Annotated in this window: 20 protein-coding genes and 1 tRNA gene; 9 read left to right on the plus strand and 12 right to left on the minus strand. The window is 62.9% G+C overall.

What is annotated here, in order from left to right; all coding sequences use genetic code 11:
* Window positions 1-59: 59 nt before the first annotated feature.
* From GL4_RS06710 to GL4_RS06720, 3 genes are all read right to left on the minus strand, one after another.
* Window positions 60-1,079 (minus strand): SMP-30/gluconolactonase/LRE family protein, encoded by a 1,020-nt coding sequence (locus GL4_RS06710; protein WP_082025535.1) that lies wholly within the window; start codon window positions 1,077-1,079, stop codon window positions 60-62.
* Between the two features lie 68 nt (window positions 1,080-1,147).
* Window positions 1,148-1,921, minus strand: coding sequence for a DUF2189 domain-containing protein (locus GL4_RS06715; protein WP_045365909.1), 774 nt, complete (start codon window positions 1,919-1,921; stop codon window positions 1,148-1,150).
* 158 nt (window positions 1,922-2,079) lie between these two features.
* Window positions 2,080-2,469 carry a hypothetical protein gene (locus GL4_RS06720; protein WP_156137420.1) on the minus strand — a complete coding sequence of 130 codons (390 nt, stop codon included), beginning with the start codon at window positions 2,467-2,469 and terminating at the stop codon, window positions 2,080-2,082.
* A 142-nt stretch (window positions 2,470-2,611) separates the two neighbouring features.
* Here GL4_RS06720 and dnaG point away from each other — a divergent pair, with 142 nt between their 5' ends.
* Both dnaG and GL4_RS06730 read left to right on the plus strand, forming a co-directional pair.
* A complete protein-coding gene (dnaG, locus tag GL4_RS06725) occupies window positions 2,612-4,567 on the plus strand; it encodes a DNA primase (RefSeq protein WP_172653311.1) in 1,956 nt (651 codons plus the stop codon).
* Window positions 4,568-4,798: 231 nt separating this feature from the next.
* Window positions 4,799-7,939 (plus strand): autotransporter domain-containing protein, encoded by a 3,141-nt coding sequence (locus GL4_RS06730; RefSeq protein ID WP_045365917.1) that lies wholly within the window; start codon window positions 4,799-4,801, stop codon window positions 7,937-7,939.
* A 109-nt stretch (window positions 7,940-8,048) separates the two neighbouring features.
* On the opposite strand, the gene GL4_RS06735 is transcribed toward GL4_RS06730, so the two are convergent.
* Window positions 8,049-8,321 (minus strand): DUF3303 domain-containing protein, encoded by a 273-nt coding sequence (locus GL4_RS06735; RefSeq protein WP_045369668.1) that lies wholly within the window; start codon window positions 8,319-8,321, stop codon window positions 8,049-8,051.
* Between the two features lie 231 nt (window positions 8,322-8,552).
* On the opposite strand from GL4_RS06735, the gene infA reads away from it, so the two are divergent.
* The 6 genes from infA (at window position 8,553) to GL4_RS17890 (ending at window position 10,968) form a co-directional block, all read left to right on the plus strand.
* The gene (gene infA, locus GL4_RS06740; protein WP_045365920.1) at window positions 8,553-8,771 is read left to right on the plus strand and encodes a translation initiation factor IF-1; all 219 of its coding nucleotides are present in this window, start codon (window positions 8,553-8,555) and stop codon (window positions 8,769-8,771) included.
* Complete coding sequence (locus GL4_RS06745) at window positions 8,731-9,531, plus strand: Maf family nucleotide pyrophosphatase (RefSeq protein ID WP_082025537.1); 801 nt, start codon at window positions 8,731-8,733, stop codon at window positions 9,529-9,531. Before infA ends, GL4_RS06745 begins: the two co-directional genes overlap by 41 nt.
* Window positions 9,528-9,740, plus strand: a complete 213-nt coding sequence (locus GL4_RS06750; RefSeq protein ID WP_045365923.1) for a DNA gyrase inhibitor YacG — start codon at window positions 9,528-9,530, stop codon at window positions 9,738-9,740. The genes GL4_RS06745 and GL4_RS06750 overlap by 4 nt, the downstream gene beginning before the upstream one ends.
* A gap of 155 nt (window positions 9,741-9,895) precedes the next feature.
* Window positions 9,896-9,971, plus strand: a tRNA-Phe gene (locus GL4_RS06755).
* A gap of 367 nt (window positions 9,972-10,338) precedes the next feature.
* On the plus strand, window positions 10,339-10,575 hold the full coding sequence (locus GL4_RS06760; RefSeq protein ID WP_156137422.1) for a hypothetical protein: 237 nt from the start codon (window positions 10,339-10,341) through the stop codon (window positions 10,573-10,575).
* 228 nt (window positions 10,576-10,803) lie between these two features.
* Entirely contained in the window at window positions 10,804-10,968 is a 165-nt protein-coding gene (locus GL4_RS17890) for a hypothetical protein (RefSeq protein ID WP_208430905.1), read from the plus strand.
* Window positions 10,969-11,011: 43 nt separating this feature from the next.
* Here the strand turns inward: GL4_RS17890 and GL4_RS06765 are convergent, their stop codons facing one another.
* The 7 genes from GL4_RS06765 to GL4_RS06795 all read right to left on the minus strand — a co-directional run bounded on the left by GL4_RS06765 (window position 11,012) and on the right by GL4_RS06795 (window position 17,463).
* On the minus strand, window positions 11,012-11,500 hold the full coding sequence (locus GL4_RS06765) for a hypothetical protein (RefSeq protein WP_045365929.1): 489 nt from the start codon (window positions 11,498-11,500) through the stop codon (window positions 11,012-11,014).
* Between the two features lie 396 nt (window positions 11,501-11,896).
* Window positions 11,897-12,706 (minus strand): ethanolamine ammonia-lyase subunit EutC, encoded by an 810-nt coding sequence (eutC, locus tag GL4_RS06770; protein ID WP_045365932.1) that lies wholly within the window; start codon window positions 12,704-12,706, stop codon window positions 11,897-11,899.
* A gap of 8 nt (window positions 12,707-12,714) precedes the next feature.
* Complete coding sequence (locus tag GL4_RS06775) at window positions 12,715-14,103, minus strand: ethanolamine ammonia-lyase subunit EutB (RefSeq protein ID WP_045365936.1); 1,389 nt, start codon at window positions 14,101-14,103, stop codon at window positions 12,715-12,717.
* A gap of 37 nt (window positions 14,104-14,140) precedes the next feature.
* Entirely contained in the window at window positions 14,141-15,550 is a 1,410-nt protein-coding gene (eat, locus tag GL4_RS06780; RefSeq protein WP_045365939.1) for an ethanolamine permease, read from the minus strand.
* Window positions 15,551-15,736: 186 nt separating this feature from the next.
* A complete protein-coding gene (locus GL4_RS06785) occupies window positions 15,737-16,501 on the minus strand; it encodes a Crp/Fnr family transcriptional regulator (RefSeq protein ID WP_045365942.1) in 765 nt (254 codons plus the stop codon).
* Between the two features lie 187 nt (window positions 16,502-16,688).
* Window positions 16,689-16,937 carry a zf-HC2 domain-containing protein gene (locus tag GL4_RS06790; protein WP_045365946.1) on the minus strand — a complete coding sequence of 83 codons (249 nt, stop codon included), beginning with the start codon at window positions 16,935-16,937 and terminating at the stop codon, window positions 16,689-16,691.
* The gene (locus tag GL4_RS06795) at window positions 16,921-17,463 is read right to left on the minus strand and encodes a sigma-70 family RNA polymerase sigma factor (protein WP_045365949.1); all 543 of its coding nucleotides are present in this window, start codon (window positions 17,461-17,463) and stop codon (window positions 16,921-16,923) included. The genes GL4_RS06790 and GL4_RS06795 overlap by 17 nt, the downstream gene beginning before the upstream one ends.
* A 617-nt stretch (window positions 17,464-18,080) precedes the next feature.
* On the opposite strand from GL4_RS06795, the gene GL4_RS17160 reads away from it, so the two are divergent.
* Window positions 18,081-18,239 (plus strand): DUF3309 family protein, encoded by a 159-nt coding sequence (locus GL4_RS17160; RefSeq protein ID WP_045365952.1) that lies wholly within the window; start codon window positions 18,081-18,083, stop codon window positions 18,237-18,239.
* 34 nt (window positions 18,240-18,273) lie between these two features.
* On the opposite strand, the gene GL4_RS06805 is transcribed toward GL4_RS17160, so the two are convergent.
* Window positions 18,274-19,404 carry a YihY/virulence factor BrkB family protein gene (locus GL4_RS06805; protein ID WP_045365955.1) on the minus strand — a complete coding sequence of 377 codons (1,131 nt, stop codon included), beginning with the start codon at window positions 19,402-19,404 and terminating at the stop codon, window positions 18,274-18,276.
* Between the last annotated feature and the right edge of the window lie 51 nt (window positions 19,405-19,455).

Genomic DNA, 19,455 nt, shown 5'->3' on the forward strand with positions numbered 1-19,455 from the left:
GGCTACAGCGATCTTGGCTCGAGACAGCGGCGGTTGCATGTCCGCCTGCGCCGGCGCTATCAATCAGCGGCTTTACGTGGCGGCAGCGACAGTCGCGCGAGCGCAGCATGGCGAACGCTTGCCAGCCAAAGCGTACCCTCGGACTGCGCCACGGCGGTCACGAACGAGAAGCGGCGGTGCCGCATGCGGATATTGTAGACGAGCCGTCCGTCGAGACCGTAGGCCTGCACCCACACGATCCGCTTCGGGCGGGGCAGCAGCGCGCGCGGCACTTTCAATGCGAGCCTCCGCAAGGCCGGATGCCGTGGCAGCAGGAAGTCCAGCAGAGCGACGCGCGGCGCCGGCAGCGCCACCCACAACAGTCCCGTGTTCGACAGGCTGATATTGTCTGGGAAGCCGGGCAGCCCGGTGACGAAATCGCTCCATGTCCCGGCGCGCTGGCCCTTCAGCCAAAAGCGGCGGATCCGGTAGCCGAGTGTTTCGGCAACGTAGAGGCACGACTCGTCCGGGGCGAGCGCAAGCCCATTCGCGAAGGCAAGGTTCCGGCTGAGCGCGGTGACGTCACCATTGGGCCGTACACAGATCAATTTTCCCGACGTCGCGTGCGCGATGGCGTCGGCTTGATAGTCGTCCCACGTGGCCGTTTCGGAGGATGTGGTCAGGTAGATGGTCCCACCCTCGGACCGGACAGCGTTGCTGCAGAAGCGCAAAGGCGCGCCTTCGATCTCGTCCAGCACGGCCGCGACGCGCCCAGTCGACGGATCGAGGAGGAGCAAGCCCTTGTCCTGGTCGCACACGAGCAACGTTCCGTCCGTGCAGGCCTCGAGACCCAGGGGCCGCCCGCCGGTATTGCCGAGAACAGTCGTGCCGTGGGGCGTCAGGCGCACCACGTCGCCATTGCCGAGACCCGTGATCGCCGATCCGCCGTCCTCGACCAGGACGTCCTCGCCGCCGGAGCCGGGGAGGTCGTGCAGCGACAGCGGCGCCGCAATCGCGTCGTCGCGGGACCCCTTGTCCGGGGATGTGGGCGGCGGCCGCCAGCGCACCGGCCTGTGCAAAGCCGACTGTCTCGAAGCCATGCTTTGCGATGCCACGTTCCGCAGGGTGAGGGAAGGCCGCAGTTGAGGGCGGCGGATGGCCTCGTGGCTTACTCCTGCAGAGGCCCGGGCACCAGGTCGCGGTAAGCACGCCAGCTGGCAAGACCGAGCCAGGGAAAGACCACGATCAGCGCGATGAAGCCGGTCGCGGCGCTCGCCAAGGTCAGCACGCCGAGGATCGCGGCCCACAACAGCATCGGCCAGAAATTCTCGGCCACGGCCCTGACGCTGGTCGCGATCGCGGTGAAGACACCCGTGTTGCGGTCCAGGAGCATCGGCGCGGCCACGACCACCCCGCAATAGGTGAGAAAGGCGATCAGGCCGCCGGCCAGCGTGCCGGTGACGAGCATCGTGTTCCCGTCCGAGGTGGTGAGAGCGAAGGTGACGAAGTCGTCCACCGTCCGGTGCAGCTGATAGGTCGACAGGCCGTAGACGATCTGGGCGATGCGCCCCCAGAGCAGGTAGATCAGCAACAGAAACAGGCCGAGATAGGCGAGATCGCCGCGGAGGGCATCGCGGACAAAAAGCATCTCCCCAAGCGTCGGCTTCTCGCCGCGCTCTATGCTGCGCCCCGCCTGATACAGCCCCATGGCGATCATGGGCGCGACGAACACGAAGCCGCAGGTCAAGGCCAAGGCCCAGAACTCCGCGTCGGAGGCGATCAGCGCGAAGGCGATCCCAAAACTCACGATCGCAAGGAGAAGGCCATAGGTCAGGCACGGCACTGGCGCCTTCCAAAGGTCGCGCCAGCCGCCGGCGAGCCACCGAAACGGCGCCTTCCAGTCGACAATGGCGATATCGGGCAGTCCACCAGATGTATCCAAAGTTCGCTCCCCCCAAAGTCGCCCCGTGGCGGTCAACGGCGCTGTGGCCTTCGCAGACAGGGCAGTCACATGCTCGCGAAATGGGGCGTACGCGTCCTTGCGGCACATCAAGCCCAATCGGGTCCTTAGGGGCTCAAACGGGGCCGCGCAAGCCGGATCTAGGAAGCTTCGGCCTGTCCGCTGGCGGAAACGGGGAGGCTCGGCGCATTGGACGCCTTGTGCGCCGGGGCCGATGCGGCGCCCCGTGTCGCCGGATCGAGTTTCGTCCGATTGGGCTTGGTCTTGGCCAGCACGCGCTGCATCTGCTTCGGCAGATACGGCTCGGCGCGGATCAGCTTCTCGTCTAGCCCCTTGTTCCGCTGGCGCAGGAGCCGGGCCCAGGCGGCGATGGTCGGGCTGCTGGCGATCAGGAGCGTCAGACCGATCACCATGAGAATGAGGCCGGTCGGAATCGGCAGCCAAACGGTGGCAAGGCCCGCGATCATGCAGACCGCACCGGTGATCTTCAAAATGAGATTGCTCAGGCTCGAGCTAGTCCTGCCGCGCATCCATCCTGCGTAGTGAACGCCGGTGACAGTTCTATGGCGTAGGCGTGGCGCCGCACGGCGGATCCGAGGCATTCTTCGGCTTGCGGATGGGGAGGAGTTCAGTCCTTGGTTCCCCTTTCGTTCCAAACAGTGGATAATGGTGATGAGTTGGATTCGCGCCGCGCTTTGGCGCGTCCGAAACCCCACTGTCATAGAAATGAAGTTCTCCGATTCGTTCTTGGATGAGGTCCGTGCCCGTCTCCCCGTGAGCCAGGTCGTGTCGCGCCGCGTGCAGCTCAAACGGGCCGGGCGCGAGTGGAAGGGGCTGTCTCCCTTCAACAAGGAGAAGACGCCGTCCTTCACCGTGAACGATCAGAAGGGCTTCTACCACTGCTTCTCCTCCGGGCGGCATGGCGACATCTTCCGCTTCGTCATGGAGACGGAGGGCTTGAGTTTCCCCGAAGCCGTGGAGCGGCTGGCCGGGGAGGCAGGCGTGCCGATGCCGGCGCCCGATCCGCAATACGAACGCACCGTCAAGGAGCGGCTCGGGCTCATGGATGCGCTCGAAGCTGCCGCAAAGCTCTTCGAGCAGGCGCTCAGGTCGGGCGCGGGGCGCGACGCGCTCACTTACGCGGAAGGCCGCGGGCTGTCCCGCGAGACCATCGCCGAGTTCCGCATCGGCTATGCGCCGGGTGGACGCGACACCCTCAAGAACGCGCTTCTGCAAAAGGGCTTTACGGAGGCACAGCTTCTCGATACCGGGCTCGTCATCAAGCCGGAAGACGGGCGCCCCACCTACGATCGCTTCCGGGACCGGCTGACGATCCCGATTCTCGATGTGAAGTCGCGTGTCATCGCTTTCGGCGCCCGCGCACTCGCCCCCGATGCCCAGCCGAAATATCTGAACTCGCCCGAGACGCGGCTCTTCGACAAAGGCTCCACGGTGTTCAACTTCGCCCGTGCGCGCGGTTCCGCCTTCGACAAGGGCGAGTTGATCGTCACGGAAGGCTACATGGATGTGATCGCGCTGCATCAGGCAGGCTTCAAGAACGCGGTGGCGACGCTTGGAACGGCCTTCACGGCGCGGCAGATGGAGCAGCTCTGGCAACTCGCGCCCGAACCGGTGATCTGTTTCGACGGTGACCGGGCGGGCGAGGCGGCCGCGGCGCGGGCCGTGGATCGGATGCTGCCGGTGCTGCGCGAAGGCCATTCCTTCCGGTTTGCCTTTCTGCCCCAGGGGCAGGACCCGGACGATCTCGTCCGCAGCGCCGGGGCGTCGGCCTTCTCGGCCTATCTCAAGAACGCCATGCCGCTGATCGACATGGCCTGGCGCCGGGAGCTGCGCGCGGGCGCCATCGACACGCCGGAGCGGCGCGCGGCGTTCGAGGCGCGGGTCGAGGCACTGTTGGGCGAGATCGAGAACGTGCGCGTCCGCGAGCACTATCGGCGCGAGATCAAGAACCGGCTGTTCGAACTGTGGCGGCCTCAGCCGCGCTCCGGCAAGGACGGCAGGCCGGGCCGGCGCAACGGCGCGAAGCCCACGCGCCGCGAGGCGTTGCCGCCGCCGACCGCCTACGGCTTCGGCACGATCGTCACCCTGGCGCTCGTGAACCATCCCTGGCTGCTCGATCGGTTCGCCGAGGAAATAGCAAGCGTGGACGTGACGGACAAGAAGCTCGCCGCACTGCTCGCCGCCGCCACCAAAGCCATCCACGACGACCACGCCATCACACGCGAGGCGCTGATCGCGGGGCTGCGGGAAGGCCCCCACGGGGCGCTGCTCGACCGGCTGCTCCTGGAAAGTCATCATGCGCGGCATGCCTTCCTGAAACCCGATATGCCGCGCGACGAGGTGGAGGAGCAGTTCACCGATATGCTCTATCGCTGGCGGGCGCTGCCGACGCTCACCCGCGAGATCGCCGAAAGCGCCGAGGTCATCGCCGACATGTCCGAAGCCGAGTTCGAACGCTTCGCCGTCCTTCAGCAGGAGGTGGCGAGCGTCGGCCTCAAACAGGACACGGACGATGCCGCTATGCGCGACGCCAAGCAGCGCTTTCAGGACACGCTTGCGCGCCTGAAAAGCGCGCCACCCGCCAAAGGCCGCCGCCGGCAGGGGTGATTTCCTAGCTTTTGGGCAGGTGCCGGCGAAATCCGGCTCAAAAGTGGGAAAAACTTTCCTTCGGAATCAGTGGGCAGACAATCCGTATACGTGTGTGGCATTCCTGCACTAGTGGCGGCGTGCCGCACCCGCTACTTTCAAAATCGTACGGAAAACTTGGGTTTCTTGACGAAACGGGGTCCCGCGACCGCATAGGGTTTTCGGTCGCATAGAGGGTGATTGGGGGGCTGAATGAACCGGCACGCTAGGCGTCGGGCGCGGGCGTTTGCGGCTCGCGATCTGCATCTGACAGCAAGGGGCGCCGCGCCGGCAGAGGCCGCTCCATCGAAGCAGCAGCTTACCTATCGGTTCACGACGGCATGCCCCAGGGCGCTCCTGCTCGGCACGGCGCTCGCGTCGACATTTTTGGTTGGAACGCTGGGCGCGCCGGCCCCGGCCCACGCGGTGGTCGACTGTCTGGCATCGGCGCCGCCTTCTCCTGGACCGATCGCGGTCGGAGCCGCGGACAGTATAACCTGCGTAAATACTGAAACGCGGATCAGTGCAGGCACTGCAATCGAACTTCTGACGGGCGGCAACGCGCACGATATCTACGTCAACAACAGCGGTGAATTGATCGCTGGATATATCGGCATCGGCGCGAGCACGACAGGCAACAACAGTTCGATCACCATCACAAATTCAGGCGACATTACTGTCAGCAGTGCGTCCGAACACGTGGCGATTGAAGCGGTCACAACAGGGTCTTTTAGCCCGATAGACATCACAAATTCGGCTGTGCTGGATGTCACGACCGCTTCTGGCAACGCTTATGGCATTCGCGCTAGGACCAACTACGTCAGCAGCCCCATCACCATCAACAACACCGGCGAGATACGAACGACCGCCACGGGCGGCTTCGATGCTTGGGGCATCTTCTCCAGTAGCTTCATTTCCAGCAACAACGTCGTGAACAATAGCGCTGCGATTGTCGTAAACGCGACGCAGGGCTTCGGTCTTGGTATCGAAGCACGGACCAATGGCTCCAACAGCGCCATATCGGTCACCAATAGCGGCGACATCACGGTCAAGTCGCGCGAGGATGCGGACGGCATCGACGCCGAGGCTGACAACAACAACAATGACAGCCCCATCACGATCAACAACAGCGGTGCCATTAATACTAGATCAACGGGAGCGGAAGCTGAAGCTATCGATGCCTCGAGCAACGGCGCGCGCAGCGGCATCACGGTCGTCAATCACGGAGAGCTCAGGGTGAACGGCGTTGATGCCAATGGCATCAATGTAGCGACGATTGGGCAGAACAGCCCTGTTGACATCACTAACAGGGCGAAAATCTGGGCGACGGCCTCGGACACGGCCCGTGGTATTAGCGCGGCCAGCCTTTCGGACATCAGCGTCAACAACAGCGCGGATATCAAGGCGATTTCGAGCCAAGGTCGGGCCGACGGCATCTTCATCTTGAGTTTTGGCGACAATGCCCCCACGCATGTGACGAACAGCGGCGACATCTACGCCTCCGGCAAAACCATTTCGTTCGGCATTGCTGCTTCGCAGTTCGGGGCGAACAGGCCTCTGACGATCGACAATTCGGGGTCGGTCTTTGCGAAAGGACCGTCCGGCGCGCCCATGGGCTACGTGGCGGGTATCAGCGTCTACAGCCAAGGTGGACTGACGACGATCAACAACACGGGCGACATCGGGGCTTCGTCGCATCTCGCTATTGGCTTCAACCCGAACAGCACAGGCAGGGCCGACATCTTCAACGCCGGTCACATCACGGGCTTCGTGAACCTGACGGAACAGAACGACCGTTTCTTCAACCAGGCGGGCGGTGTGTTCGAGACGAAGAAGACATCGTTCTTCAACGGCGGCAACGATCTGTTCGTGAACCAGACGGGCGCGACCGTGCTGGCGGCGACGAATCCGAACGCCCGTGAGATGAGCGGCTTCGAGGGCCTCGAGACCTTCAAGAACAGCGGCGGCACGATCTCGCTGGTTGACGGCGGCGTGGGCGACACGTTCACCATTGCCAACACGCCGGGCGGCGCGGACCTGAAGTTCGAAGGCGGCGGGTATCTCGCCGTGGATGCTGAACTGCGCGGTCCTGGCTCGACAGCTGACAACTTCATCGTGGACGGCAATGTCAGTGGCCAGACCAAGGTGATGGTGAACAACACCAGCACCCAGCCCGGCGTGTTCAACAGCCAAGGCATCCCAGTCGTTTTCGTTGACGGCAAGACGCCGAGCGCGGGCAACTTCGTGCTCGCCGATGGGCCGATCGACACCGGGTTCTTCGACTACGACCTGTTCTTTGTGCCCACAGGCAGTGGCTTCTGGGAATTGCGCAGCTTCCCCGGCGCTTCCGCCCAGGCCCTGCCGAAGCTGCTGACCGCGGCCCAGGACATCTGGCATGAGACTTCAAGCACCTGGTTCGACCGCACCGCCGACTTGCGCGTGGTGCTCAATGGCGGTGGGTCGCCCGCCTATGACGCCGGGACGAAGTCGCTTGGAGAGACGGGCGGCAACGGCCTCACCCCCGGCGTGTGGATCAAGGGCGGCGGCTCGCGGCTGGACCGGCAGGGCAACGCCACCACGCGGGCCTACGGCAACACGTACACTTACGATCTCGACACCGAGCTCTCCACCATCGACCTGCAGATGGGCGTGGACATGGGCCAGTACGATGTCCTCTCTCAAGGCGACGTGCTGATCTTCGGCGTGCTGGGCGGCTTTGTGGGCGCCGGGCTCGACTACGACAGCCTCGGCGACAATTTCGACTTCTCCGGCGGCCAGGTCGGGGCGTATGCGACCTATCTCAAGGGCGGTCTGTTCGTCGACACACTCCTGAACGTGCATCTGTACGAGATCGATACGCCGAACTTCGGCTTCCCGGACAGCCTCAACGCCACCACGGTGGGCTTGAGGACGGACGCCGGCTACCGCTTCGGCTCCTTCACCGGCGGGGCCTTCTTCGAGCCTTTGGCCACGATCGAGATCGCCTGGGCCGATATCGACGGCTTCAACGTGGGCGGCAATAAAGTCAGCTTCTCGGACGACGCCAATGTCCGTGGCCGGATCGGCGGCCGCGTCGGCACCACCACGCAGGCCTGGGAAGGCACCATGATGGAGCCGTTCCTGATCGCGAGCCTCTGGGGCAACCTCTCGGAGGACAACTCGGCCAGGCTCGTCTCCTCCGGCACCACCTTCCAGTTCCAGGACGACCTCGACGATGTCTGGGGCGAGCTGTCGGCCGGTGTGAACCTCTTCAACTTCTCCCAGACCACCGCCGTGTTCGCCAAGGTGGACTACACCTTCGGCGAGGACGTGCAAGGCCTCGGCGGCAAAGCCGGCGTGCGCGTCGCTTGGTAGGTAGATACGCCAAAGATTAGCGGCCGCCGGACAGGGCGGCCGCTGCAATACCTGCGTCTTGGCCTTCGTCTCGGATCGTGCCGTGCGCGGTGAACCGCCGCCGGACCCGTTAGCCCTTCGATTCCAAGAATTTCTTCAGGCTATCGAAATCCATGACCGGGGCGATCTGATGCACGTTGAGATCCGTCCAGGGTTCGAACAGGGCCATGATCGCTTCGGCGCTATCGGATTCGAAGATGCTCCAGGTTTCCTGCTGCGTGAGCGAAATCCACGCGCCGAGCAGCTTCACGCCTGAGGGTTCGACCACGCCGTTCTCCATGAAGCGCGCCAAACTCTCATCGCGCGCGTCGGGGTCGATTGTCACGTAGCAAACAAAAAGCATGGTGTGCTCCACTCGCTAAGCCGTCGCTATTGGCAGCACGGGCGTCAAGCCTTGGGGGAAGCCCGTGCCACCACAAGATTGGCGATTGTATACGACATCGCGTTGACCGCACGCGCCGATGGTGGCCGGTGAACCGTTCTGCCTGTGCCAGACAAATCCCGGAATCCAACTTGATTTTAGCGTCCCACGCGACCATTCTCCGCGGCAATCCAAGGATGCGGAAGGAGCCTTATGGCGAAGGAAGAAATGCTCGAATTTCCGGGGGTGGTCACCGAACTCCTCCCGAACGCCACTTTCAGGGTGAAACTCGAGAACGAACACGAGATTATCGCCCACACGGCGGGACGTATGCGCAAGAACCGGATTAGGGTGCTTGCTGGTGACAAAGTTTTGGTCGAGATGACCCCTTATGATCTCACTAAAGGTCGGATCACTTACCGGTTTAAGTAGCAAGCTCGGGCTGAAGCGGAGCACGCCGGCGCCTGCCGAGGCGGAGCCCGTGGCTGCTGCTGTGCCGGGCAAGGTCAAGGCACCAAAGCGGCCGACGCGCCGCCGCGCGCCCAAGCCAGGCTCCAGCTTCCGGCCCAAGCTCGTGCTCGCCTCCGCGTCGCCGCGCCGGCTGCAGCTGCTCGAACAGGCAGGTCTTACGCCGGACGCGCTGCGTCCGTCCTCGGTCGACGAGAGCGTCTCGAAGGGCGAGGTGCCGCGTCAGATCGTGCGCCGGCTGGCCAAGGCCAAGGCCGAGGCTGCGTTGAAGCTTGTCAAAAACGAGCCGGAACTCGCCAAATGTTTCCTGATCGCCGCCGATACGGTTGTCGCCGTCGGCCGGCGCGTGCTCGGCAAGGCCGAGCTCGAGAACGAGGCGGCCGATATGCTGCGGCTCCTGCGCGGCCGCGCCCATCGCGTCTACACGGCGGTGACCATGGTGACACCGGAAGGACGCTGGCGCGAACGCGTGGTGGAGACGCGCGTGCGTTTCCGCAACATCACCGACCAGGAAATCGGCGCCTATCTCGCCAGCGGCGAATGGCGCGGCAAGGCGGGCGGCTACGCCATTCAGGGCATTGCCGGGGCCTTCGTCATCAAGCTGGTGGGCTCCTACACGAATGTGGTGGGCCTGCCGCTCACTGAGACAGTCAGCATGCTGGCAGGCGAGGGTTATCCGGTGGCGCTGCTGTGGCTGGCCAAGGCCGAGGTCGACGCCGCGTGAGCGCCGGAGGGGACCGCAAAGCGGCACCCAAGTCGGTCGCCCGCTGCCCGATCTGCCGCAAGCCGGCGGTCAAGGCCCATCGTCCCTTCTGCTCGAAGCGCTGCGCGGATCTCGATCTCGGGCGCTGGCTCAAAGGCGCCTACGCCGTTCCCGGAGACCCAGCCGAGGAGGCCTATCCCGAGCCGCCGGCCGGTTGGGATAAGGAGTGACCCGGCGCGATCGCCGGCCCACGTGGCGTGAAAAAACCCGCCAAGTCCGGTCTCGACAGAGCCCGGCCGATTGCCTATAAGCCAGGGCCTTACGGGATAGGGCCTTGCGCAACTTTCGCCAGGCGACCCATCGCGTCCAGCCTGACACAAGGCACGCCCAGGTAGCTCAGTTGGTAGAGCAGCGGACTGAAAATCCGCGTGTCGGTGGTTCGAATCCGCCCCTGGGCACCACTGCTTTTATCCGGCATTTCTTAATCAGGCTGAATAACACAGCCGGCACCGTTCAGAGCAGCCGCGACGTGCGTCCCGTCGTGTGAGCAAAACGGGGGCACGTCGTACGCGCCGCGGTGTCCGGATTTGGCCCGAAGCGGACGCCGGACCGTGGAACGTCCCGATTCTATCCGAACAGGGAGACGTAACGTTCCCCTCCGGAGCGATAGCAGCCAAAGAACAAGGGCGACGAGGAGTAGCGCCGAGTCTCAGACATCTTCGACTGCTACGCAGTCTTCCAAAAATGAATATCATGCGGTGATTCGGGTCAGGGGCTCGGAAAGGCGCACCGGTGCTTTGGCAGCCGGTGCGTGCAGGGGAGGTGCACTTGGGACGACTGCGAAGACTTTCGACTGAAAGCTCGGCTGACGTCGTACAGATCGACCTGCAGGACCAGGCTGCCGGTCGTGGTTCAACGTGGTTTTTGATAGCCGTCGGTCTTGGTCTGTTTTGCGTCTATCTGGCGATCTCGTATCTCGAAGCCTGGATCCAACTGCAGGCGGTCTGCGAAGCCGCTATCGGCAGGGATGCACTGATGCTTTGCCTGCAATACGGGGCGCAGTGACAACGAATATCTGGGTACACCACCGCGTTCCTGTCTTCCATGGGCGGAGAACAGGCTAGAGTTCCAGTCGGTAGCAGAGGCAGGGATGCCCGGCACCGACTTGGGCAAGCCAGCCGACACATACCCACTTTCCCGGCTCGCTTCACGCTACGTTTTTTCTACGACAGACTCCGAGACTGCGGAGCCGGCGCTCTGCTGACCGAGTTCGGCTTTTGGCACATCGCGGCCGTGCCAATTACCCTGCCTCAAGACCCGCTTCTGACCCGAAGCGGAATTGTTTCCGAACTGTCGAGCTATGCGCTGAGGGAGGGGCTGCGCGATATCGCGGCTCTCGCCTGGCGGCATTCGCTCTTCTCCGAACCGCAGATGCGTGAACGGGGCGCAGGGTCTTAGCCTGCGTCCCGTTCGAATCTTGGTCTCATAGGAGTCGTGCCGATTAGAACGGCGCGATGAACTTCGCGACGTTCTTGCCGGCGTCGCAGACCTTGCCGTTGCAAATCTTGAAGGCCTTGTCGATGGCCTTGTTCTGCGCGTCGGCCGCCTTCTTCATACCCTTCTGGACCGCGCGGCCCGTCTTGGACTTCGCCAGCGTTTTGTCGACGCCGCCTTTGACGTTCTTGATGCCTTTTTCGAGACCCTTGGTCACCTTGGAGCCGCCCTTGCCGACATTGGTCATGGCCTTGCCGACGGACCCGCCGACACCGCGCTTGGCTTGGGCCTTCTTGCCGGCCTCAATGAGGTAGTCGAACGACTTGCCCATGCGCTTGGTGGCTTCCTGGGCCTTCTTGGATGTGCCGGCCGCCTGGGCAAAACCCGGATCGGCAACTTCGATGGCGCCAAAGGCGACGGCGCAGGTCACAAAGGCCGTCGCGAAAAGAACGGCAGTGCGCTTCGTGGTGCGGATGATGTTGGTCGTATTGGTCATCGTAATCTCTCTTTCAGCTTTGGTGCGCTGGCTTGATTGCCAGAAGCTGATAGAAAAATTAGCGGTGCCAACGGCGCGGCTGTATAGGGTCAACACCTCATATGGAGACGAGGCCGCGATGTCTGCTTCTGATCCAAAGCCGACACGTCATCGGCGCATCACTTTGAAAGATAGGCGACGTGTCACTGCCGGCTCATTTTCGCCGGCTGATGGTTGCCGGGCCAGGGGCAGTGAGCGTGAGCGACATCTATCTTTCGGCTGAGCATGTCGGCATTGAGGGGGGGGAGGTAGAGGTCCCCTCTGGTCGCGGCGCTGTGCGCTGTCCCGACCCAAGTGACGATCAATCGGGGTGGAAGCCCATGCAACAGGCTCTCTCTCCTGATCACGCTCGGCCGTTCAGCTTTCGATGAGAAAATTGTCGTGAGAGCCCGTGCTGACCTGGGCCAGGTTCTCGGCCTCGTCCTTGAGCATCACCCCTGACAATCCTCTGCGCCGCGCTTCGGTCATAAGGTAATTCAGCTTGTGCGCCGCATGGGGGTAACTCAGCCCTGCAGGCCGGACATTGGAGATGCAGTTCCGCGATTCGTCAGTGAGACCGGTCCGCGGGTTCAGCGTCATATAGATACCCATGCTGTCGGGAGAGCTTAGTCCGGGACGCTCGCCGATCAGAACAACGACCATCTTGGCGCCGAGAAGTTCCGCAACCTCGTCACCGATCGCCACGCGCGCTTCCTTCACGATACAGAGCGGCGCGATATGCCAGTCGTCCTTGGGGAGCGACGGCAGCATGGCGTCGAGGAACTTCGCGGCATTCTCTTCGATGGCGAGCGCGGAAAGTCCATCGCCGATCACGAACACTACGTCATAGGGCTCTTCGGGGCGAGGCAGGTTCTCGAGCACCCTGGCCGAGGCCTCGTCGAGGCGTCGCCCCAAATCGGGCCGTTGCAGATAGGTCGCCCTGCTGTCGGCGCGGCTGTTGAGCAGGACCGCGGCAAGCCCGCGCGTCCGAAGGCTTTCCTCCAAGGCCGGAATGTCGAGCGCGTGATGCACCGCATCGCGCGCGCGCGCATGCGCTAGTTGAAACTCCAAATGCGGCTTGGTCGGAAGGCTGGTGCCCGAATGACCGAGCGCGATGCGCGCCGGAGTGTATTGGCGCAGCTTGCTCCAAGGATCGTTGGCAACGACGGGGCGTTTGTCGTTAGACACGGGAGACCTCACTGCAAATGTTCTAGGGCGTGCTGGAACGGCTTCGGCAGACTCGTAGACAGACGGATATCGTCATCGGCCGCAAAGATTCCCGTGTCCTTCAGCCAACTTTCGAATTCCGGCGCCGGGCTGAGACCGAGCACTTTTCGCACATAGAGCGCGTCATGGAAGGACGTCGTTTGATAGTTGAGCATGATGTCGTCGGAACCCGGAATGCCCATGATGAAGCTGACCCCGGCGGCGCCGAGCAGCGTCAGCAGCACGTCCATGTCGTTCTGATCGGCTTCGGCATGGTTGGTGTAGCAGATGTCGCAACCCATCGGCACGCCGAGCAACTTGCCGCAGAAATGGTCTTCCAGTCCCGCGCGCACGATCTGGCGTCCGTCGAAGAGGTACTCGGGCCCGATGAAGCCGACGACGGTGTTCACGAGCAAAGGCTCGAATTTACGGGCAACCGCGTAGGCCCGCGCTTCGAGTGTCTGCTGGTCGACCCCGTGATGCGCGTTGGCCGACAAGGCGCTTCCCTGCCCAGTTTCGAAATACATGACGTTGTCGCCGAGGGTGCCGCGCTGGAGGCCGAGCGCAGCCTCCCGTCCTTCCCGAAGCACGGCGAGGTCCACGCCGAAGCTGCTGTTGGCGGCCTCCGTGCCGGCAATCGACTGGAACACGAGGTCGAGGGGAGCGCCCCGGTTGATGGCCTCGATGCTCGTCGTCACGTGCGTCAGCACGCAAGACTGGGTCGGGATGTCGTACCGCCGGATAATCTCATCGAGCATCTCCACCAGCGTGGTCACGGCGGCAATGCTGTCAGTCGCCGGATTGATGCCGATCACCGCATCGCCACTGCCATACATGAGGCCGTCGACGATACTTGCCGCGATGCCGGTCGGGTCGTCAGTCGGATGGTTGGGTTGGAGGCGGGTCGACAGGCGCCGCTTCAAGCCGATCGTATTGCGAAACTTCGTCACCACACGGCACTTCTGAGCGATCAGCACGAGGTCCTGCACACGACAGATCTTCGAAACAGCGGCAACCATTTCCGGTGTGAGGCCCGGCGCGAGTGCGCTTAGCGACGCTTCGGTCGCCGTGTCGGACAAAAGCCAGTCTCGAAACCCGCCCACCGTGAGATGGGCAACGGGCGCGAAGGCGTGCGCATCGTGATCGTCGATGATGAGGCGGGTGACCTCATCGCTTTCGTAGGGAACGACGGCATCGGAAAGAAACGTGCTGAGCGGCGTTTCGGCCAGGACCATCTGTGCCGCCACGCGCTCTTCGTCGTGGGCGGCGGCGACCCCGGCCAAGTAGTCGCCGGAGCGGGCGGGGCTCGCCTTTGCCAAAAGGTCCTTCAGCGTGTCGAACGTATAGCGATGGCCGTCGACAGTGTGAGAGTAACGCATGGTACCGAGCCCCTTCGCCCAACCGCTTTACGACAACTCAGTCTAGCCCTTCCTCGCCCGGAGCATGCGCCACCAGGTGATGACGGCTGTAGATGGCGAAGTAGGCCACGAAAATGGCGTAAACGACCGCCGCGCCTATGAGCACCCGCGGGTCGACAAGGAACCCGGCCACCACGGCGGCGCAGGCAAGCACCAAGGCGACGCCCGAGGTGAGTATACCACCCGGCGTTTTGTACTCGCGCTTGAGATGCGGCTCCCTGATGCGAAGTGCGATATGCGAGGCCATCATCATCACATAGGAGACGGTCGCCCCGAACACGGCGACCAGGATCAACAGGTCCCCTTGTCCCGTAAGCGACAGAAGGAAGCCGATGATGCCGGGCACAATCAACGCCACGTAGGGTGTCTTCCGCTCGCTTGTGAGCGACAGGAAGCGCGGCAGATAGCCAGCGCGCGACATGGCAAAGGTCAGCCGCGAATAGCCGAAGATGATGGAGAAGAAGCTGGCCACAAGTCCGGCGAGGCCGACAAAGTTCACGAACCGGCTCACCAGCGTCGGCCCGTTATAGACGTTGGGCGACTCGAGCGCGGCGACCAGCGGGTTGCCGGAATCCTGCAACGCCGCCGAGCCTGCGCCACCGGGCCCAAGCACCAGGATCAACGCCGCGAAGAGAAGCAGCACGGCCATGCCGCCGATCAATCCTCGCGGCAGATCCCGCTTCGGATCTTGCGTCTCCTCCGCGGCGAGAGGCACGCCCTCGATCGCCAGGAAGAACCACATCGCGTACGGGATCGCCGCCCAGATCCCGAGATAGCCGAAGGGTAGGAAGCTGCTGGCCCCGGCCGCGTCGGTCGCGGCGATGTCGAACAGCTTGTCGGCACTGAAATAGGGAACCATGGCGACGCAGAACGCGATCAGCGCCACCACGGCGACCGCGGTGATGATGAAGATGAGACGCAGCGCTTCGCCCGCGCCATAGACATGGATGCCGAGAAAGACCGCGTAGAAAGCGAGATAAACCGGCCAGCCGTCGATGCCGAATAGTGAGCCGCAATAGGCGCCGATGAACACGGCGATCGCGGCCGGCGCGATGGCATATTCCATCAGGATGGCGACGCCGCAGAGAAAGCCGCCCCACGGGCCGAAGGCCCGCCGGGCAAATCCGTAGCCGCCGCCGGCAGTTGGAGCGATGGTCGAGAGCTCGGCGAGGGAGAAGCACATACAGGTGTACATCGTCGCCATGAGCAATGTTGCGACGAAGAGCCCGCCCCAGCCGCCTTGCGCGAGGCCGAAGTTCCAGCCCGCGAAGTCCCCGGAGATGACGTAGGCGACGCCGAGGCCGACGAGCAGCATCCACCCCGCTACGCCACGCTTCAACTGTCGATGTTCGAAGTACCCTTTGCCAACCTTTTCGTACTCGACTCCACTCGAATGAGGCGTTTCCATTGGTCACTCCCCCTGGGTAGCCGTGGCTGATCGCCGGCAATTGAGAATAGTCCTCCCGCGCCATCCCTCAAATAGCTATCTGCGCAGTCTGCACCGCCATTTGCGCGGCCGGCCCATCGGCCATACGCACGGAGAGGGCGTAGGCCGACGCCCGATCGTGTCGCGAGGAAGCCGTGGCCCCAGGAACTAGATGAACGGGCGCACCGGCAGCGATGCCAGCTCGGCATTCGCCACCCGGGCGAGACCCTCGAGATCCTTGATATGAAGTTTCGGCGGGTGCCAGTCGATCAGGTTCTCGCTCGTGAGCTTCTTGATGGTCTTGTTGGTGTGCACGTGCGAGAGGCCGAGCGCATCGGCCAATTGTTGCTGCGTGAACGGAACATCGACACGGCGCCCGCGCGCCATGCCGAGCTGCTGAATGCGCAGGAAGACGTTCAGGAGAACCGAGGCGACCCGCTCGATCGCCGTCCGCCGCCCCACGGTCAGCAGGTTCTCGTCGAGCATGAACTGCTCGCGCGCCGCAAGCCAGGTCAGGTCGAATCCGAGATCGGGGTAATGCTCGTAGAGGTGCCAGACCTTCTCGCGCGGAAACACGCACAGGACGACGTCCGTCAATGCCTCGACGGAATGATCCATCTCGCCGAACATAGACGATTGAAGGCCGAAAAAGTCGCCGGGAAGTCCGAAGTTCAAGATCTGGCGCCGCCCGTCATCGAGCAGCTTGTAGCGGAACACCCACCCGGACAGTATCGTGTACAGGTGCGCGCTGTTGTTGCCCTCCAGGAAGATGGTCGTGCCGGCATCGGCGACCAATTCTCCGCTCTTGAAGGTCTGAACGAAGTCCAGCTCCTTTTCAGTGAACGCGCGAAAGGCTTCGTTGCCCCGGAGAGGGCAGTGCTTGCATTTGATCTGCTCTGTATTGGGGGAGCGGCCCGGCGGTGTGAGTGTCATGGCCCGAGTCTCAAAGCGAACGGCGCGCGGGAGTTTAGTCGACCGGGAGCGATAGGTCACTGAAACAAATATGGCCCCAAAGGCCACCCGTTTGGAGCTTCTTGCATGTCGGCTCCATGTTTGTTGTAGCGCCGCGGCTCTGCTGCGCCTTCATGTGGCCGGCGCACGTCCGGCAGGCGGGACGTTGCTAGGCCTTCGAGGAACTGCCGGCCGCCGCTGCACAGGACCTCAGCGTGTCGGTCAACCTGTCGGGGACCGGTTCATCCAAGATGTTCTGTCCGAGGCCGCGTATCATTTGATTGGTCAGCCACAGCGCAGCCACCTTGCGTCTCAGGCCGGGATCCGCTGCGACATGGGCGGCAAACGCTGCGGCCTCGCGCGCCGAAAGCCTGCCGTCCAGGAAAGCGTGGATATTGTCGTCAGAGGGCGTCAGCAACGGTCTTACTTCGTTCATAGGGGCGCGGTACGCCGTAGTCCATGAGCGCGCTCAAGCTGCCGCGGGCGCGCGATAGTCGCGATTTGATCGTTCCCATCGTCACGCCGAGAACTTCGGCAGTCTGCTCGTAGGTCATCCCTTCGATGACGATGAGGCTCAAAATCTCGCGGTGGTCTGGGCTCAGGGACATAAACGCCCGTTCGAGCTCCGAGAGCATCAAACTGTCCTCTTGTTGCGCTGGAAGCTCCCGTGGCGCGGCCGTTCCCAGCTCCTTGAGCGACAGGCGCTCCCGCTTGGCTCTGCGACATTCGTTGAAGAACACATTTCTAAGGATGACGATCAGCCAGCCTTGAAGGTTTGTGCCCGGCTCGAAAGAGTCGATCCGCGCGATCGCTCGGGCAAGACATTCCTGCACGAGGTCGTCTGCCAGTTCGACATCGCGCGCCAGAAAGCGCGCGTAGCGCCGTAACATCGGAATTTCCGACTCGACCTGCGAAACCGTCTCAGTTTGTGTGCTTTCCGGCATCGTTGCTTTTCCTAACCGCCACGAGTGGCTCCACGACCGGACAAAGCCGATCGGTGGACTGCAGCACGAGCGCGGTCCCTCAAAGCGCCGATGCGCATGAGCAAAGTGGTTTCCAAGAGCGAGTGCGCATTGCATGAGGGGGCAACACCCGCACTCCATGTTCGTTCCCCCGGCAAGAACAAAGAAGTTCGCCGAGGTTTCGCTCGGAGTCATAGCAAGCCGGTGCGGGATCCGAATTAAGCTATGCTAATTGCACCGCGAATTTGATTGGTTGGACCGATCACGGAAAAAGGGATGCGAAAGTGTCCTGAACGCCGGCGCAGGTCGTGAACAAGGCGCCGCTTTGCGCATCGGGTCGGCTTGACTTCATTGCCCCGACGGATGCTAGCCGACGCCCAATGCAGGCCTGAGGAACAAAGCCGGCCGTCTCGTGTTGCCCGTCGAAGCATCAGGAAAGGCGGAAGGGCAACATGCACAACATTTTCTACCTCATCGGGGTCATCGTGGTCGTGGGCTTCATCCTGTCGTTCCTCGGCGTTCTCTAGGACGAAGCCTTCACGCTTCGGACGGTTCCAACTAGGCGCCCGCCCACCCAAACAATTTAGGAGAACTACGACATGAGCCTTGGGACAATTCTCGTCATTATCCTGATCCTCGCCCTGATCGGCGTGATCCCCAATTGGGGCTATAGCCGCGGATGGGGTTACGGTCCGTCGGGGATCGTGGGTCTCATTCTCGTCATTGTACTGATTTTGGCGTTGCTCGGACGGATCTGACGCTTCCTAACGGGACGTCCCTTGCCGCACGTCCTTAGTGCCAGGCTTTGCCGACCGTGTCCGCCATGACGGCGCCACGCGCTCCGAGCGGTTGCTCGGGGCGCACGGTCGTGTCTTCCGCCGTCTGATGCTCGAGCTCGGCGTTCAGTTCCGCACCGAACAGGACGATGATGACTGAAACCCAAAGCCACATCATCAACCCGATGACCGCCCCAAGCGAGCCGTAGGTCGCGTTGTAGTTCGCGAAATTGGAGAGATACCAGGAGAACAGGCTGGACGCCGCGAGCCAGCATAAGGCCGCGAACACGCTCCCGATACTGAGCCACTGCCATTGCGCCGCAGTTCGGCTGGGGCCGTAGCGGTACAACAGCGCCAGCCACAGCAGCACGACGATCAGCAGCGCGGGCCAGCGAAGAAGCGAGATGATCCGCTCGTTGACGGTTTCGAGCCCCAGCCACGGCAACAGGATCGGGGTGACGACCACCGCCGCCAAGGCCAAGAACACGAAGACGAGACTTCCGATCGTGAAGGCGAACGAGACCAGCGTCAGCTTCACGAAGCTGCGCTTCTCGCGCTCGTCGTAGACAACGTTCAAGGAATCGATGATCGCCTTCATGCCGCCGTTGGTGCTCCAAAGCGCGAAGGCGAGTCCGATCAAGAAGCCTAAACCCAGCGACCCGGACCGCGCTTCCGACACGCGCGTGACCTGGTCGCGAATGATTGCGACGACGTCGTTGGGCACAACCCCTGCCAAAACGGAAAGCTGCGCGTTGATCTCGGCGGGATCGGATACGAGCCCGTATAACGAAACCAACGCCGTCAGGGCAGGGAACAGCGCGAGCAGCATGTAGAAGACGACGCCCGCGGCCACGGCAAGCAGGCGGTCCTTCTGGAGTTGATTGTAGATGCGCCACAGCACGTCCATCCAGCCCGTGCCGGTGATGCCAGTCGGGGACGAGGCTGCGCGTCCGCGGCCGGGCTCGCTCTTCCGGCTTTCATGAACACGGTGGGGTTCCTGGGAGGGCCGCAGCTCGCTGTCGTTCAATGTTGCTCCCGACGCGTCCGTGCCCCGGTCCCGCCGGGAACCGTCTAGTCGGAATGCGAGGGCAAAAAGCCCCGCGAGCAGAACGATGTCAGTCAATAGTGAGTTGCGGCTGTTACTCATGGTTCGAGATTTTCCGGCATGGTCCCCGTCGTTTCAATTGCCGCCGACGGT

The sequence above is a fragment of the Methyloceanibacter caenitepidi genome (assembly GCF_000828475.1).
Classification (GTDB): Bacteria; Pseudomonadota; Alphaproteobacteria; order Rhizobiales; family Methyloligellaceae; genus Methyloceanibacter; species Methyloceanibacter caenitepidi.

Coding starts and splice junctions, on each gene's coding strand:
- GL4_RS06710 (WP_082025535.1), bottom strand. CDS start 1,079: ATGGCTTCGAGACAGTCGGCTTTGCACAGGCCGGTGCGCTGGCGGCCG.
- GL4_RS06720 (WP_156137420.1), bottom strand. CDS start 2,469: ATGCGCGGCAGGACTAGCTCGAGCCTGAGCAATCTCATTTTGAAGATC.
- dnaG (WP_172653311.1), top strand. CDS start 2,612: ATGAGTTGGATTCGCGCCGCGCTTTGGCGCGTCCGAAACCCCACTGTC.
- GL4_RS06730 (WP_045365917.1), top strand. CDS start 4,799: ATGAACCGGCACGCTAGGCGTCGGGCGCGGGCGTTTGCGGCTCGCGAT.
- GL4_RS06735 (WP_045369668.1), bottom strand. CDS start 8,321: ATGCTTTTTGTTTGCTACGTGACAATCGACCCCGACGCGCGCGATGAG.
- infA (WP_045365920.1), top strand. CDS start 8,553: ATGGCGAAGGAAGAAATGCTCGAATTTCCGGGGGTGGTCACCGAACTC.
- GL4_RS06745 (WP_082025537.1), top strand. CDS start 8,731: ATGATCTCACTAAAGGTCGGATCACTTACCGGTTTAAGTAGCAAGCTC.
- GL4_RS06765 (WP_045365929.1), bottom strand. CDS start 11,500: ATGACCAATACGACCAACATCATCCGCACCACGAAGCGCACTGCCGTT.
- GL4_RS06775 (WP_045365936.1), bottom strand. CDS start 14,103: ATGCGTTACTCTCACACTGTCGACGGCCATCGCTATACGTTCGACACG.
- eat (WP_045365939.1), bottom strand. CDS start 15,550: ATGGAAACGCCTCATTCGAGTGGAGTCGAGTACGAAAAGGTTGGCAAA.
- GL4_RS06785 (WP_045365942.1), bottom strand. CDS start 16,501: ATGACACTCACACCGCCGGGCCGCTCCCCCAATACAGAGCAGATCAAA.
- GL4_RS06795 (WP_045365949.1), bottom strand. CDS start 17,463: ATGCCGGAAAGCACACAAACTGAGACGGTTTCGCAGGTCGAGTCGGAA.
- GL4_RS17160 (WP_045365952.1), top strand. CDS start 18,081: ATGAGCCTTGGGACAATTCTCGTCATTATCCTGATCCTCGCCCTGATC.
- GL4_RS06805 (WP_045365955.1), bottom strand. CDS start 19,404: ATGAGTAACAGCCGCAACTCACTATTGACTGACATCGTTCTGCTCGCG.